Below are 14530 nucleotides of genomic sequence, written 5' to 3'. Positions count from 1 at the left end.
GGGCAGTCCCTTGCGTCTTTACGAAATATAAGTCATTCCCTACCATGTGGAATGTACCTTTATTGCCGTCGGACACATCTATTGGCGTGGCGCAATGGCAAGAAAATTCACTGTAATTTGATGCTGCAGATAGAGTGTGAACTTCAACCTTTCCGCTCTCTGTTGCGACAGTCTTGATGAAGCAGAGGTCGCCAGAATAATCTGTTGTTACTGCGGTCGCTGGAACTTCTGGGAACGATCCTGCGGTCGTAACGATCGCACCCAGAGCACCTGTTAGGAGGATCTGACGTCGAGATGGCGTAAATGGCATGAAGTTTTCCTTGTGCGCATGTAATGGGCAAGGTGCACCTTCGCAATCTTGTCCATAGCGAGAAGAGGATCGCCAGTACTGAGAGGGAGCGGTGCTGGTGTTGAACGATCGATTCAGGGGGCGATAGCTCGGTGAGGCAGGCTCTGCCATTTCAATAGATGCAGAATGTGTGAAGCATCATCAATATGATTGTAGGTGCAGTCGCCCTCCTAGTCAACAGTTCTGTGAGGTTGATCCTGGATGCTGGCACATGAGGTCTTGCGCCTCGTAACGAAGTCTCTGTGATGGTCGCAGGCGAGGACTGCGTGGCGAGCGATCTGTCGACGAAGATCAACGTGCACCTTTCTGAAGTTCAGGAGTCGCAGTCGTTCGGGCCGTGGCCGCGACAACTTGGTTGGGAGGGAAGTGGCGGGATGCGTGCTGACTGGGTGCGAGTGGTGCTCTGCAGTCACAGCTCCGCCCGTCGCAGGGCCGCGACCGCGCCGACCACGAACACCACGGGCACGGCGACGCCCATGACGAGGGGAGTCGCGGCGAGGGGGCCAGTCGCACTGGAGACTGCGCCGGTGGTCGCGGCCGAGGCGACGTCGGAGGCGAGCGCCCCCAGGCCCAGCGGGCTCCAGTCGGCCACAGGCCGCCACAGGGCGAGAGTCGGCCCCAGCAGGGACAGGACGATGCCGACCGCCGCGGGCAGGACCGTCGAGCGCGAGCATGAGGAGACGAGCAGGGTGATCCCCAGTGTCGTCAGCGCCCCCATGGCCCACAGGCCCGCCGCCAGCGTCCCGGCGGCCGCGGCTCCGCCGCCCCCGCCCCAGGTGGCGCTGCCGCCGAAGAGCGCCGTCGTCGTCGCCAGGCAGCACAGCGCCGAGAACGCGGTGGACGCCGCCGTCAGTGCGAGCAGCCACAGGGCCTTGGCCGCCACGTGGAGGCTCCGACCGCGCGCGCCGCGCCCGGCCAGCTCGGCGGCGGTGATGCCCTCCGAGCGCTCGCCGGCGACGGAGGCCGCGGCGATGACCACGAGCACGATGAGCAGCAGCGAGGAGGCGTTCTTCACCCATTGCGACCAGGCGTCCCCGACGGTCGGCTCCGCGATCGCGGCCGCGGCCGCCTCGCCCAGCGTGGAGGCCAGCATCTCCGGTATGACATAGGCGATGAGTGGCGAGCCGATGCCGGTCAGCGCCGCCGCGCCGACCACGGCAGGGCCGCGCCACGTGCGCAGCGCCCCCCGCGTCTCCACGCGCACGGTCTCCGCAACCGCCCCGAGCGCCCTCCCGGTGATCGCGTTCATCGCATGCCTCCCTCGGCGCCGTCGTCCTGCGGCGCCCCGGCGCCGTTGCGCCCCGGCGCGCCGAGGCCATCCCCGCCCGCCTCGCCGACCGCCCGCAGGAAGGCCTCCTCCAGGCCGTGGCGGGTGGCGTCCATGGAGACCAGGCCGCAGCCCGCCTCGGCCAGCAGGCCGGGAAGGCGCAGGTGAGCCGTCTCCGGCTCCGGCGTGCGCACCGAGAGGCGGCGGGGGTCCTCCGCGTCCGCATCCACGCCCGACACCCACTCCTGGCGGCGCAGGAGCCCGCCCAGCGGCGTGGCGTCGGCGGCCGTGCGCAGCTCGATGCTCGTGGCCCGCGTCCCCGCGGTGAGATCGGCCGTGCGCCCGGCCAGGAGCAGGCGGCCGGCGTCGATGATGGCGACGCGATCGCACACGCGCTCGGCGTCGTCGAGCAGGTGCGTGGAGAGCAGGACCGTGGTGCGGCCCCGCAGGGAGGCGATGAGGTCGAGCAGCTCCCGGCGTCCCACGGGGTCGAGCGCGGAGGTGGGCTCGTCCATGATGAGCAGGCGCGGCGCGCTGATGAGCGCCCGTGCGAGCCCGAGGCGCTGGCGCATGCCCCGCGAGTACGCGCGAATGGGCTGCGTGACCCCCTCCAGATCGGCCAGGGCGAGCAGGCTGCGCGTGCGACGGCGCCGCAGCGCCGCGTCGAGGCCCGCGAGCCTGGCGGCATGGTCGAGCACCTCATCGGCCCGCATCCACCCATGGAATCCGGGGACGTCCGGCAGGTAGCCGATGGTCCCCGCCGCCAGCGCGCGGGACGCGTCCTGCCCGAGGACGCTCATGAGCCCCGAGGTGGGGGTGCTCAGGCCCAGCACCATGCGGATCGTCGTCGTCTTGCCCGCCCCGTTGCGGCCGAGGAAGCCGAAGATCGAGCCCTCGGGGACCGTCAGGTCGAGGCGGTCGACGACGGCGCGCTCCCCATAGCGCTTGGTCAGCCCGCTCAGGAGCAGCGCCGGCGCGGGAGTCTCGGCAGCGCCCGCCCTGCTGGGGATGCTCATCGCGGGCTCACCCCGCGCCCGGACCGTAGACATCGGCCACGGCGTCCTCGACGGCGCCGCGCGCCCGCTCGGCGCGGGGCGCCTCCGACAAGGGCCCCGGGCCGCGCCCGGCCACGAGGAAGGCGATCGGGCCGACCATGGACAGGAGCAGGATGATCGCCAGCCAGGGCCAGCGCCCCAGAGTGAGGCGATCCTCGGGCGTCCTGGACCACCGCCACAGCGCGGCGGCCAACAGGGTGAGCTGGATCGTTGCCGCGCCGGCCAGCACTGCCGTCATCGTGCCGCTCATGATTCCTCCTCAGGGGTGGTGCCTCGCTCAGGGGTGGTGCCTCGGCCGGTCCCGGTGGCGCGCATGGCGCGGCTGATCGCGGCCCGGGTCGCGCCGATGGCGAGAGCGGTCGCCAAGACGGCGGCGCCCGCGACGACTGCCGCTTGCGCGGCACTGCCGGCCCCTCCCCGCCGCCGGAGCGCGTCGGCGAACCCGGCGCCGGTGAGCAGGATCGAGGTGGTGGCATGGCCGAGGCGCTGCGGGAGGGGCGCGTCGAGCACGATGTCGACGGCGCCCAGCGCGGTGGACATGAGCGCGGCCGGCGCGAGGCTCGACGCTGATGCCGCGCGCGCCGTCGGCAGCGCGCGCTTGCGGGCGGCGACGGCGCCAATGGCCGATCCCACGGCGAGGGCGGCCGGTGCCGCGCTGAGCGCCGCCATGCCCGCGGGGCCCAGGCGCAGGTCGTCGCCCAGGTCATCCGGGTTGGTCCAGCCCGTCCTGACCGCGAGGGCCCCGAGGTTGAGGTCCCAGCCGATGCCCCAGGCGCGCGGCACGAGGAGGGGATCGGTGGGGGAGTAGTGGCGGGCTGCGCGCTCGCGCAGACCGCGGGGATCGAGGGAGACGGGAACGCCGAGGAACCGGGCGGTCCCCGTCCGAGCGTCATCGTCCCACTCGGCGTCCTCCCATGACGCCGGTGTGCCGGCGCCCGGGGTCCGGGTCGGGGCGCCCGTGTCGTGCGGCTCAATGGTGCTCACGAGCTCTTCTCCTTCGTCGTTCTCATCGTTGCCCGTGGGGATCGCGCGAGGCGATCGGGATGATCGGATGGCGTGGTGCTGCCCAGCAGGGCGGCCATGTCGCGGCTGAGCGCCAGCCAGACCCGGCGCTGGGCGGCCAAGCGCTCTCGGCCGGCCTCTGTCAGTAGGTAGTAGCGCCGGGGCGGCCCGCTGGGTGACTCCTGCCAGGTGGTCTCCACGACTCCGGCGGCGCGCAGGCGGGACAGGAGAGGGTAGACGGTCCCCTGGGGGGCCGCGAGGGTGGGAAGGGCGGCGAGCTCCTCGACGAGGGCGCCGCCGTAGATGCCGTTGGGCTCGGCGCGCCTGACCAGCGTCAGAACGGCGAGTTCGAGGGCTCCTTTGCGCAGCTGCGGCTCCGCGGCGCCGGCCGCTGCCGCCGCGGCGCTCCTTGTCGGCTTCGCTGCCTTGGCCATGCCGTCCTCGCCTCCTCTCGCTCGGGACCTTCCCGCCCTGTCATCTATCTTGTAATGCAAGGTACCTGGTGTCAACATCTCTGTAGGCATCTCTGTGGAGCCGTCGTGAGCGCCTGCCCGGTCGGCTCCGTCTTCCCCCACCGTCTGCCGTCGGACTCGGACATGCGCCCTGAAGCCGCAGATACCGTCTCGACCCGCATCTGCGCCCTCATCCTCGCAGTTTGAGGGCGCAAGAGCGGGTCGAGACGGTATATCGGGGGCGAGGCCGCGGGCGCGGGAACAAGCTTGGCGCCGTCGTCGTTGGAGGAGACGATGACTGTGATGACCGAGACGGCCGCGCTTCCCAGCCCTGTGGCCCTGATGACCCCTGTTCTCGCCTCCCTGACGGGTGGCGCCCAGCGCCGGCCCTCCCGCGCGGCGCGGCGCATCGCGCTAGGCTCGCCGGTGATGACCCACCAGCAGACCCAGCGCGGCGAGCGCTCCGTGAGCACGATCGACGACGAGGACCGCCTCACCGGCGGGTCCTCGGCCGCACCGACTCCCGCGGATCCCGGGGACGCCGTCCTCGAGGGCCCCCAGGAGCTCGAGGACTACGGCGACGCCCCCATGCGCGCGCCCGCCGACGAGGACGCCGATGCCCGTGCCGCCCGATTCGAGGCCGAGGCCCTGCCCTACCTCGATCAGCTCTACGGCGCCGCCCTGCGCATGACGCGCAACCGCTCCGACGCCGAGGACCTCGTCCAGGACGCCTACGCCAAGGCCTTCGCCTCCTTCCACCAGTACCGCCCCGGCACCAACCTCAAGGCCTGGCTCTACCGGATCCTGACCAACACATTCATCAACTCCTACCGCAAGAAGCAGCGCGAGCCCCTGCAGTCCGACGCCGACGCCGTCGAGGACTGGCAGCTCCACCGCGCCGCCTCCCACGACTCCGTCGGGCTGCCGAGCGCGGAGTCCCTCGCGCTCGACGAGCTCCCCGACGACGAGATCAAGGCGGCTTTCAACGAGCTGACCGAGGAGAGGCGCCTGGCCGTCTACCTCGCCGATGTCGAGGGGTTCGCCTACAAGGAGATCGCCGAGATCATGGGCACCCCGATCGGCACCGTCATGTCCCGCCTGCACCGCGGGCGCCGTCAGCTGCGCGAGCTGCTGGCCGACCACGCCCGCCGGCTCGGATACCTCTCCGACACCGATGAGGGGGGCGAGTGATGAGCGCGCCTGGCACCAGCGCCGCCGCGCGCGGCACCGGGACCGATGGGACCGGCATGCCCTCCCCGGAGAGCGGCTGTACCTCCTGCGAGGAGATGATCGCCCACCTCCAGGCCTTCCTCGACCATGAGTGCGAGCAGTCCGTGGCCGAGCGCCTGGCGCGGCACGTGGCCGAGTGCGAGCACTGCGCCCAGATCGCCGACGCCGAGCGCCACCTGCGCACCATCATCCGCTCGCGCTGCGTCGAGCAGGCGCCTCCCGAGCTTCGCGCCCGGGTCCTGGGCCGGCTCGCCGTCCTGCGCGGGACGAGCGCCGTCGCCTCCGTGTCCCGGACGACCTCCGCCACCGTCTCCAGGGACGGCTCCAGGATCACCGTGACCCGGACGAGCTCGATGCGCATCGAGCGGGACTGAGATCCGGGGCGCCCATGCCGACCCGCCGCCCGAGCGGCCTCATGGCTGTGTCCAGGCGCACGTCGGCGGGGACGCATCCGATTGGCAGGCCCTCGGTGCGGTGTGGGAGGATGATGTGCGTTCCTTGCCCCCTCGTGGGGCGGATCTGACACGAGGAGGCAATCATGAGCAAGCGCGGTCGCAAGCGCAGGGCCCGGGCCAAGGGCGGGGCCAACCACGGCAAGCGCCCCAACGCCTGAGCCGGGCGGCATCGCCCGGAGCACCGAACGACGGCGGTCGATCACAGAGCGGATCGGCCGCCGTCGCGTTGCGCGACCGTCCTCCTGCCTCCTGGGCGCCAATGCGCCTCGGCCTTCGGCCGGAACCTGTCCTACAATGTCTTGCGGAGGAGGGGGTGCGCATGAGCACGACGTCGATCACCCTGCGCCTGGCGGCGGAGGAGAAGACCATCATCCAGGATTACGCCTCGGCCTTCGGCCAGAGCCTGTCCGAGTTCATGAGGACCGCGGCTCTGGAGCGCATCGAGGATGAGACCGATCTCAAGGCATGGCAGGAGGCGCGAGAGGAGCACGATGCCGATCCCGTGACGGTCACCGCCGATGCGATGGCGCGCAAGTACGCATGAGCTACCGGCTCCTCTACTCCAAGCGCGCCGACAAGCAGCTCGCCAAGATGGATCGCGGCACAGCCCGCGTTATTGTCGCGTGGCTCAACAAGAATATCGATGGCGCTCAAGATCCCAGGGCGCGGGGGAAGGCGCTGCGCGGTGATCTGAGCGGGGCGTGGAGGTACCGGATCGGCGACTACCGAGTGCTGTGCGACATCCATGACGAGGAGTTGATCGTCCTTGCCATCGAGATCGGGCACCGTTCGATGATCTACCGGCGCTGATCCCGTGACGGTCACCGCCGATGCGATGGCGCGCGAGGATGCATGAGCTATCGCCGCTCGTCATCCGGTCGCGCGCAGCGGGGCCGCCGAGGACCGGACCGCCCTCCAGTCCTCCCGATGAGGGCATCCCCGTCTCACGCCGTCGGACGCCTCAGGCGGGGGCCTCCACCCCCAGCCACTCGTACCAGCCGCGGTGCAGGACCAGCCAGGCCATGAGCCCGTAGCCGGTCTGGGCCGGGTGCCCGGCGCCCCCGGCCACGTCCGTCAGCCACTGGTCGTGGTGGCGCAGCGGGTCGAAGACCTCCACGTAGGGCGTGGAGCGGCGCCGGCACACCTCGGCCGCCGCGTGGGACAGGGCCGCCGTCGCATCGGTGTCCGCGTGGGGGAGCGGCGGCGGGCCGACGACGAAGCAGGGGCGGTGCTCGCTGGAGGCCTTGTCGAGGATATTGGCCAGGGCCAGGCGCGAGCGCGCGGCGGACATGCCCGCCAGCACGTCGCCGACGCCGATGCCGATGACCAGGCGGTTCTCCCGGGTGTGGGTGCTGCGCGGCGCCACCTCGGCGTGCCAGCGCTCAGCGAGCTGGGCGAGGGTCTCCCCGGGGATCGCCAGGGTGGAGGGGAGCAGGTCGGCCTCGCGGGGCGTGCGCGCCAGGACGCGCCCGGTCCAGCCCAGGGCCCGGGCGTCGCCGTAGCCCGCGACGATCTCATCGCCGATGAAGTGGATCCTGTTGGCGTCGGCTGCTCCAGGGACGGCTGCTGCGCTCATTGACGGTCTCCTGTTCGTGCGGGAGTCCTCCCGATCAGTGGCCCCCAGTGGCCCCAGACTACCGATCCGGTCCCCTCGAGCCGGGCGGCGCGCTGCGGGCGCGGTGCCGGCGCCGGGACTCGGCGCGGGCACCGGGCTCCGCCCGTCCTCCCCTCCCTCTCCGCCCGCCGGGGCGGGAGCGCCGTCAGGAGCGGTCGAAGGCCTGGGCCACCAGCGCCTCCTGCTGGCGCTTGTACAGCCCCGCCGTGCCGGGCGCGGGGGAGGCCGCCGCCGGGCGCGACACGCAGCGCGCCGCGCCGTCGTCGAGACCTCCCCGATGGCCCGCGGGCCAGAGGCGCCGGGCCAGCCCGGCGGGGGCGGCCAGCGCCAGGAAGGGCCAGACGCCCAGGTTCCTCGGCTCGTCCTGCACCCAGACGACCTCCGCGCCGCGGAAGGGCGCCAGGGCCGCCTCGATCGCCTCGCCGTCGAGCGGGTAGAGCTGCTCCAGGCGCACGATCGCCGTGGAGGCGTCCCCGCGGCGCTCCCTCTCGGCGACGAGGTCGTAGTAGACCCTGCCCGAGCACAGGAGCACCCGGTCCACGCCGCCCCCGCGCGAGATCGCCGCATCGGTCTCCCCGATCACCGGCCGGAAGGCGCCGGAGGTGAAGTCCTCCACCGGGCTCGTGGCGGCCCTGAGGCGCAGCAGCTGCTTGGGGGTGAACACGATGAGCGGGCGGCGCGGCCGGGAGTAGGCCTGCTCGCGCAGCAGGTGGAAGTGGTTGGCCGGGGTCGACGGCATGACCACGCGCATGTTCTCCTGCGCGCACATCTGCAGGTAGCGCTCGATGCGCGCCGAGGAGTGGTCCGGCCCCTGGCCCTCCTGCCCGTGGGGGAGGAGCATGACCAGGCCGGAGCGCTGCCCCCACTTCTGGGTCGCGGAGGTGACGTACTCGTCGATGACCGACTGCGCCCCATTGGCGAAGTCCCCGAACTGGGCCTCCCACAGCGTCAGCCCCTCGGGCCGCTCCACCGAGTAGCCGTACTCGAAGGCCAGGGCCGCGTACTCGCTGAGCAGGGAGTCGTAGATCTCCAGGGGCGCCTGGCCGGGGGTGAGGAAGTCCAGCGGCGTCCACTCCGCGCCCGTGCCATGGTCGTGCAGGACCGCGTGCCGCTGGGCGAAGGTGGCTCGGCGCGCGTCCTCCCCGGCCAGGCGCACCGGCACGCCCTCCATGAGCAGTGAGCCCAGGGCGATGAGCTCGGCGAAGGCCCAGTCGATGCCGCCGGCGCGGCTGGCGGCCCGGCGGCGGCGCAGCATCGGCTCCAGCCTGGGGTGGACGGCGAAGGTCTCGGGCCAGGCCACCTGGGCGTCCCCGATGCGCTCGACGACGCCCGGCTCGACGGCGCTCGTCCAGCCGATCATCATCCCCGCGCCCGCCTCCTGGGAGGCCGGGACCCCCAGGCCGCCGGGGGAGCGGCCCACCGTCGTCGGGTCCGCCAGCGAGGCGCCCTCACCCAGGAGCGGGGCCGCCGGATCGGCCTCGGGCCCGACCGGCGCCTGGGCTCGCGTGGAGGCGAAGATCCGCTCCAGCTCGTCGTGGAAGGAGGACTCGATCCGCTCGGCCTGCTCGGCGGTGATCTCCCCGCGCCCCAGAAGGTCGGTGGTGTAGACGGCGCGCGTGGAGGGCAGTGAGTCGATGAGCCGGTACATGACCGGCTGGGTCATCGAGGGGTCGTCGCCCTCGTTGTGCCCGCGGCGCCGGTAGCAGATGAGGTCGATGATGACGTCCTTGTGGAAGGCCGCCCGGTACTCGTAGGCGTGGCGCACCGCGCGGGCCACCGTCTCAGGGTCGTTGGCGTTGATGTGGAAGATCGGCACTTGCAGGCCCTTGGCCAGATCCGTGGCGTAGTTGGTGGAGCGCGCCGAGGCCGCCCCCGTGGTGAAGCCGATCTGGTTGTTGACGATGATGTGCACCGTCCCGCCGACGCGGTAGGCGGGCAGCTGGCTCATGTTGAGGGTCTCGTAGACCACGCCCTGGCCCGCGAAGGCGGCGTCGCCGTGCACGAGCACCGGCATGACCGTGTACCCGCGCTCGCCCAGGCCGATCCGGTCCTGCTTGGCGCGCGCGATCCCCTCGACGACGCCGTCGACCGTCTCCAGGTGGGAGGGGTTGGCGGCCAGCGACACCCGGGTGCTCACGCCGTCGGTGCCCGAGAAGACCCCCTCCGTGCCCAGGTGGTACTTCACGTCCCCGGTGCCCGCTCCCACGATGACGCCGTTGCCCTCGAACTCGTCGAAGACCTGGCCGTAGGACTTGCCGGCGATATTGGTCAGCACGTTGAGGCGCCCGCGGTGCGCCATGCCGATGACCACCTCGTCCAGGCCGTCGTGGGCGGCGGCGTCCAGGAGGCGATCGAGGGCCACGATGAGCGACTCCCCGCCCTCGAGGCTGAAGCGCTTCTGCCCGACGTACTTGGTCTGCAGGAAGGTCTCGAAGGCCTCCGCCTGGGCGAGCTTGGCCAGGATCCGGTGGCGCTCGCCGGCGCTCATCGGCTCGCGGGGGCCCTCGAGCCGCTCCTGCCACCACGCCCGCTGGGCCGGGTCCTGGATATGCATGTACTCGATGCCGGCGGTGCCGCAGTAGGCCTCGCGCAGCAGGGACAGGATCTCGCGCAGGGTGGCCCGCCCGGATCCTCCCAGCCCCCGGGTGGGGAAGGAGCGGTCCAGGTCCCACAGGCTCAGCCCGTAGCTGGTCAGGTCCAGGTCCGGGTGGTGGCGCTGGCGGTAGGTCAGCGGGTCGGTGTCCGCGGCGAGGTGCCCGCGCTGGCGGAAGGCGTGGATGAGCTCGGCCACGCGCGCGGGCTTGCCGGTCTCCAGCTCGGGATCGTAGGTGGTGTCCCGCTGCCAGGCGACCGGCTCGTGCGGGACGCGCATCGAGGTGAAGGCGCGCTCCCAGAAGCCGTCGAGCCCCATGAGCTTGCGCTCCACCAGGCGCAGGAACTCCCCGCTCGTGGCCCCCTGGATGACGCGGTGGTCGTAGGTGGAGGTCAGGGTGAGGACCTTGCCGATGCCCTGGCGCGCCAGTGTCTCCTCGCTCGCCCCCGCGAAGGCCGCCGGGTAGGCCATCGAGCCCACGCCCACGATGAGGCCCTGGCCGCTCATGAGGCGGGGCACCGAGTGCAGGGTGCCGATCATGCCGGGGTTGGTCAGTGTCACCGTGGTGCCGGCGAAGTCCTCGACGCCCAGCTCCCCGGCGCGCGCCCTGCGCACCAGCTCCTCATAGGCGGCGATGAATCCAGCCAAGTCCCTCATATCGGCCTCCTTGATGGAGGGCACGAGCAGCCGCCGCTCGCCCTTGGACGACGGCGCGTCGATCGCCAGCCCGAGAGCCACATGCGCAGGGGAGCGCAGGGCGGGGCGGCCGTCGTCGTCGAGCCGGTAGGAGGCGTTCATCGCCGGCATCTCCACCAGCGCCTCCACCACGGCCCAGCCGATGAGGTGGGTGAAGGAGGCCCTGCCGCCCCGTGTGCGCGCCAGGTGGGCGTTGATGATCGCCCGGTTCTCGATGAGGACCTTGGCGGGCACGGCGCGGGCCGACGTCGCCGTCGGGATCGTCAGTGAGTCCTCCATGTTCCTGGCCGTGCGGGCCGCCGCGCCCCGCAACCGGGTCTCGGTGTCCGAGGCGGGTCCCTCCTGCGGGGAGCGGGGGCCCGCGGCGAGGCGCTGGGCGTACGGGGATGTCGGGGGCTCCGTGCACGACGGCGGCGCCGGGGGCAGGTCCGAGCGCGTCACATCCTGAAGGGCGCCGGAGGTCTCCGGCGGGGCCTCGCCGACGGCGCCGCCGGCCTCGAAGAGCTCGCGCCACGGCGCGCTCACGGAGGAGGCATCGGCCAGCCAGGCCTCGCGCATCTCCTCCACCATCCACTCATTGGCGCCGAAGTCTGCGGTCTGCGGGGTGGTCACGGCTCATCTCTCCTGGTCGAGGGGACGGCGGTGCCGGGGCGCGCTGCCGGAGCAACAACGCCCAGGCGCTCCCCCAAGTCTACGGGCACATGAGGCTTTAGTCCCGGGAACCGGCGGGCGAGCCGGGCGGGCGCCGACGCGGCGGCCGCGGACCCGGCCCCGGAAGGGGCCATCCCCACGCGCCGCCCGGGCGCGCGGGCAGGGGCGGTGGTAGCGTGCGGCGCACCACCACAGGAAAGGGGAGACGTGCGCGACGCGCTCATGATCCTTGTCGGCATCCTCCTGACCGCGGGCACAGCGGTCTTCGTCGCCGGGGAGTTCTCCCTCGTCGCCCTCGACCCCTCCACGGTCGAGACGCGCGCCGCCGCGGGCGACCGCCGCGCCGAGCGGGTGCGCCTGGCTCTGGGGCGCCTCTCCACTCTCCTGTCCGGGGCGCAGGTGGGCATCACACTGACCACGATCCTGCTGGGCTACACGATGCAGGACGCCCTGGCCAACATCCTCGACGGGCTCCTGTCGGGCCGGGTGGCCCAGTCCGTGGCCGCCGGCGCCGCCGTCACCCTGGCCCTCGTCCTGGTCAACGCCTTCTCCATGCTCGTCGGCGAGCTCATCCCCAAGAACGCCACCCTGTCCGATCCCCTGCGGGCCGCCGGCCTGGTCACCCCCCTCCTCTCCGGCTTCACCACGATCCTGTCCCCGGTGATCCGCGTCCTCAACGGCACGGCGAACATCATCCTGGGCCGGTTGGGCATCACCCCCGCCGAGGAGCTCAGCGGCGCCCGCTCCGCCGGTGAGCTCGCCGCCCTCGTGCGCCACAGCGCCAAGGAGGGCGCGCTGGACGCCTCCACCGCCACGCTGCTCACCCGCTCCATCCGGGTGGCCGAGCTCAGCGCCGTCGATGTCATGACCGACCGCGGGCGCCTCCACACCCTTCCCGCGGAGGCCACCGCCGCCGATGTCGTCGACCTCGCCCGCGCCACCGGCCACTCCCGCTTCCCCGTCACCGGCGACGACGTCGACGACATCCAGGGCATCGTCCACCTGCGCCGCGCCATCGGCGTGCCCTACGCCAAGCGGGCCGAGGTGCCCGTGGCCTCCTCCTCGCTCATGACGCCCGCCCCGCGCGTGCCCGAGACCATGCCCCTGGCCTCACTGCTGGTCGAGCTGCGCGCCCAGGGCGTCCAGATGGCCGTCGTCGTCGACGAGTACGGCGGCACCGCCGGGGTGGTCACTCTCGAGGACGCCGTCGAGGAGATCGTGGGCGACGTCGCCGACGAGCACGACCGGCGCCGTGGGGGCGCGCACCTGGAGGCCTCTGGCGACTGGATCGTCCCCGGCTGGATGCGCCCCGACGAGCTCTCCACCCGTGCCGGCATCCACGTCCCCGACGACGGCCCCTACGAGACGCTCGGCGGCCTGGTCATGACCGAGCTCGCCCGCATCCCCGCCATCGGGGACCGCCTGGCCCTGCCGAGGGCCGAGCTCATCGTCGAGGCCATGGAGGGGCGGCGCATCACCCGTCTGCGCGTGCGCCCCGCAGGGGCGGTCGGCACCGCCGGGGCGGGCGAGGAGCCCGCCGAGGGGGGAGCGCACGCATGAGCACCCCCGCGGCCCTGGCCATCGCCGTCGCCCTTCTCGTGGGCAACGCCTTCTTCGTCGGCGCCGAGTTCGCCGTCACCTCCTCCCGCCGCGCCGCCCTGGAGCCGCTGGCCGAGGCCGGCGACGCCCGCGCCCGCACCGCCCTCTGGGCCCTCGAGCACGTCTCCGCCATGCTCGCCACGGCCCAGCTCGGCGTCACCCTGTGCTCCACGGGGCTGGGCGTCATCGCCGAGCCGGCCCTGGCCCACCTGCTCGCAGGGCCCCTGCTCGCCCTCGGCGCGGGGCAGTCCGGGGCCCATGCCGTCGCCGTCGTCGTGGCCCTCGTCATCGTCGTGTTCCTGCACGTCGTCACCGGTGAAATGGTCCCCAAGAACCTCTCCATCGCGGCGCCCGAGTCCGCCGTGCGCTGGCTCGCCCCGCCGCTCGTGGCGATCTCCCGCCTGTTCGGGCCCATCATCACGGGCCTCAACGGGATCGCCAACGGGGTGCTGCGCGCGCTCGGCATGGAGCCGCGCGACGAGGTGCCCGCCGTCTACACCGTCGAGGAGGTCGCCGCGATCGTCGAGCGCTCCACCGCCGAGGGCGTCCTCGACGATGACTCCGGCCTGCTGACCTCCACGATCGAGTTCTCGGAGGAGACCGCCCGCTCGGCCATGGTCCCCCTCGGCGAGCTCGTTACCCTTCCCCAGGACTGCACGCCGGAGGACGTCGAGCGCCTGGTCGCATCCACCGGGTTCTCCCGCTTCCCGATCACCCGGGCGGGCGGCCCCGACAGCTCCGACGACCCCGACGGCGGAGCACGGCGCGACGCCGATGCGGCCATCACCGGGTACATCCATCTCAAGGACATCCTGGGGGCTGACGTGCGGGCGCGCCGCGAGCCCGTGCCCGCCTGGCGCTCGCGGGCGCTCGTGCCCGTGCGCGCCGACGACGAGGTCGAGGCGGTGCTCGCCGCCATGCAGCGCACCGGCGCGCACCTCGGGCGCGTGCTCGAGCCCATCGGTCAGGGGGGCGAGCGGACCATCGGCGTGGTCTTCCTGGAGGACATCCTCGAGGAGCTCGTCGGCGAGGTGAACGACGCCATGCAGCGCGAGGAGCACCAGCGCAGGGATCACGACTGACCACCGCCGATCGCCACCGAGCCGCCCGGATCCGCTCGTGCCGCACCCCACGTGGCGCTCGCGGCGTCGGCTCGCTAAGGTGAAAGAGGCCGAGCCGATCGTCGGCCCGACCCGACCCCTGCCTCCCCGGTGGTGACCGGGGAAGTCCCCGGAACGATCTGGAGAATCCCAGCGTGAGCCAGCCTCCCCTGACCCGCCGCCAGCGCCGCGATGCGGAGCGGGCCGCCCAGGCTGCGCTCGCGGTGGCTGGGAGCGGTCGGGTCGAGGACACCGTCCCCGATGCGGACGGACTCGTCGGCGCCATGATGGCGCCCCCCTCACGGGTGCCGGCGGATCCCGTCGGCGTCCCCACCCTCACCGCCGCCTCCGGGCCGAGCGCGCCCGCCCGCGCCGCCGCCTCGGCGCCCCGGGTCCCGGCCACCCGCAGCGAGCGCCTCCGGCAGGCGCGCCGGCGGGCCGAGCGGGAGGCCGTGAGCAGCGCGCT

Annotated in this window: 15 protein-coding genes and 1 pseudogene; 8 read left to right on the top strand and 8 right to left on the bottom strand. The window is 72.6% G+C overall.

The genetic code is table 11. The annotated features are described in order from the left end of the window. The 6 genes from B1H55_RS12700 to B1H55_RS11170 all read right to left on the bottom strand — a co-directional run. A partial coding sequence (locus B1H55_RS12700) for a hypothetical protein (RefSeq protein ID WP_205635521.1) occupies positions 1 to 310 on the bottom strand: 310 nt, incomplete at its 3' end. 448 nt (positions 311 to 758) lie between these two features. Continuing rightward, a complete protein-coding gene (locus B1H55_RS11190) occupies positions 759 to 1598 on the bottom strand; it encodes a hypothetical protein (protein WP_077239885.1) in 840 nt (279 codons plus the stop codon). After that, the gene (locus B1H55_RS11185; RefSeq protein ID WP_157750277.1) at positions 1595 to 2632 is read right to left on the bottom strand and encodes an ABC transporter ATP-binding protein; all 1038 of its coding nucleotides are present in this window, start codon (positions 2630 to 2632) and stop codon (positions 1595 to 1597) included. Before B1H55_RS11185 ends, B1H55_RS11190 begins: the two co-directional genes overlap by 4 nt. Positions 2633 to 2639: 7 nt before the next feature. Continuing rightward, on the bottom strand, positions 2640 to 2921 hold the full coding sequence (locus B1H55_RS11180) for a PLDc N-terminal domain-containing protein (protein WP_073451129.1): 282 nt from the start codon (positions 2919 to 2921) through the stop codon (positions 2640 to 2642). Next, complete coding sequence (locus tag B1H55_RS11175) at positions 2918 to 3655, bottom strand: hypothetical protein (RefSeq protein WP_077239887.1); 738 nt, start codon at positions 3653 to 3655, stop codon at positions 2918 to 2920. Before B1H55_RS11175 ends, B1H55_RS11180 begins: the two co-directional genes overlap by 4 nt. After that, a complete protein-coding gene (locus tag B1H55_RS11170; protein ID WP_077239888.1) occupies positions 3652 to 4107 on the bottom strand; it encodes a PadR family transcriptional regulator in 456 nt (151 codons plus the stop codon). Before B1H55_RS11170 ends, B1H55_RS11175 begins: the two co-directional genes overlap by 4 nt. Before the next feature lie 606 nt (positions 4108 to 4713). Between B1H55_RS11170 and B1H55_RS11165 the strand changes: the two genes are divergently transcribed. The 5 genes from B1H55_RS11165 to B1H55_RS11150 all read left to right on the top strand — a co-directional run bounded on the left by B1H55_RS11165 (position 4714) and on the right by B1H55_RS11150 (position 6620). Then, the gene (locus tag B1H55_RS11165) at positions 4714 to 5316 is read left to right on the top strand and encodes a sigma-70 family RNA polymerase sigma factor (RefSeq protein WP_167370541.1); all 603 of its coding nucleotides are present in this window, start codon (positions 4714 to 4716) and stop codon (positions 5314 to 5316) included. Continuing rightward, positions 5316 to 5729: a mycothiol system anti-sigma-R factor gene (gene rsrA / locus B1H55_RS11160; RefSeq protein ID WP_077240150.1), complete on the top strand. Its 414-nt coding sequence runs from the start codon at positions 5316 to 5318 to the stop codon at positions 5727 to 5729. The genes B1H55_RS11165 and rsrA overlap by 1 nt, the downstream gene beginning before the upstream one ends. Before the next feature lie 164 nt (positions 5730 to 5893). Then, positions 5894 to 5968, top strand: a complete 75-nt coding sequence (locus tag B1H55_RS13125) for a 50S ribosomal protein bL37 (protein WP_370427841.1) — start codon at positions 5894 to 5896, stop codon at positions 5966 to 5968. Positions 5969 to 6129: 161 nt separating this feature from the next. Beyond that, positions 6130 to 6354, top strand: a complete 225-nt coding sequence (relB, locus tag B1H55_RS11155; RefSeq protein WP_073451134.1) for a type II toxin-antitoxin system RelB family antitoxin — start codon at positions 6130 to 6132, stop codon at positions 6352 to 6354. Beyond that, a complete protein-coding gene (locus B1H55_RS11150; RefSeq protein ID WP_073451135.1) occupies positions 6351 to 6620 on the top strand; it encodes a type II toxin-antitoxin system RelE family toxin in 270 nt (89 codons plus the stop codon). Before relB ends, B1H55_RS11150 begins: the two co-directional genes overlap by 4 nt. A 151-nt stretch (positions 6621 to 6771) precedes the next feature. On the opposite strand, the gene B1H55_RS11145 is transcribed toward B1H55_RS11150, so the two are convergent. Next, entirely contained in the window at positions 6772 to 7386 is a 615-nt protein-coding gene (locus B1H55_RS11145; protein ID WP_073451136.1) for a GDSL-type esterase/lipase family protein, read from the bottom strand. A 184-nt stretch (positions 7387 to 7570) separates the two neighbouring features. Next, positions 7571 to 11284, bottom strand: coding sequence for a multifunctional oxoglutarate decarboxylase/oxoglutarate dehydrogenase thiamine pyrophosphate-binding subunit/dihydrolipoyllysine-residue succinyltransferase subunit (locus B1H55_RS11140; RefSeq protein ID WP_231953019.1), 3714 nt, complete (start codon positions 11282 to 11284; stop codon positions 7571 to 7573). Between the two features lie 303 nt (positions 11285 to 11587). Here B1H55_RS11140 and B1H55_RS11135 point away from each other — a divergent pair, with 303 nt between their 5' ends. The 3 genes and pseudogenes from B1H55_RS11135 to B1H55_RS11125 form a co-directional block, all read left to right on the top strand. Then, the gene (locus B1H55_RS11135; protein WP_077240151.1) at positions 11588 to 12925 is read left to right on the top strand and encodes a hemolysin family protein; all 1338 of its coding nucleotides are present in this window, start codon (positions 11588 to 11590) and stop codon (positions 12923 to 12925) included. Continuing rightward, positions 12922 to 14046, top strand: a complete 1125-nt coding sequence (locus B1H55_RS11130) for a hemolysin family protein (RefSeq protein WP_077239889.1) — start codon at positions 12922 to 12924, stop codon at positions 14044 to 14046. The genes B1H55_RS11135 and B1H55_RS11130 overlap by 4 nt, the downstream gene beginning before the upstream one ends. 173 nt (positions 14047 to 14219) lie before the next feature. Continuing rightward, positions 14220 to 14530, top strand: a pseudogene (locus B1H55_RS11125) (hypothetical protein); the annotation flags it as partial.

Origin of the sequence: Actinomyces denticolens (assembly GCF_002072185.1) — a bacterium.
In the GTDB taxonomy this organism is placed as follows: Bacteria; Actinomycetota; Actinomycetes; order Actinomycetales; family Actinomycetaceae; genus Actinomyces; species Actinomyces denticolens.
Note: the sequence above shows the minus strand (reverse complement) of the source record. Positions and strands in the feature narration are given on the sequence as shown.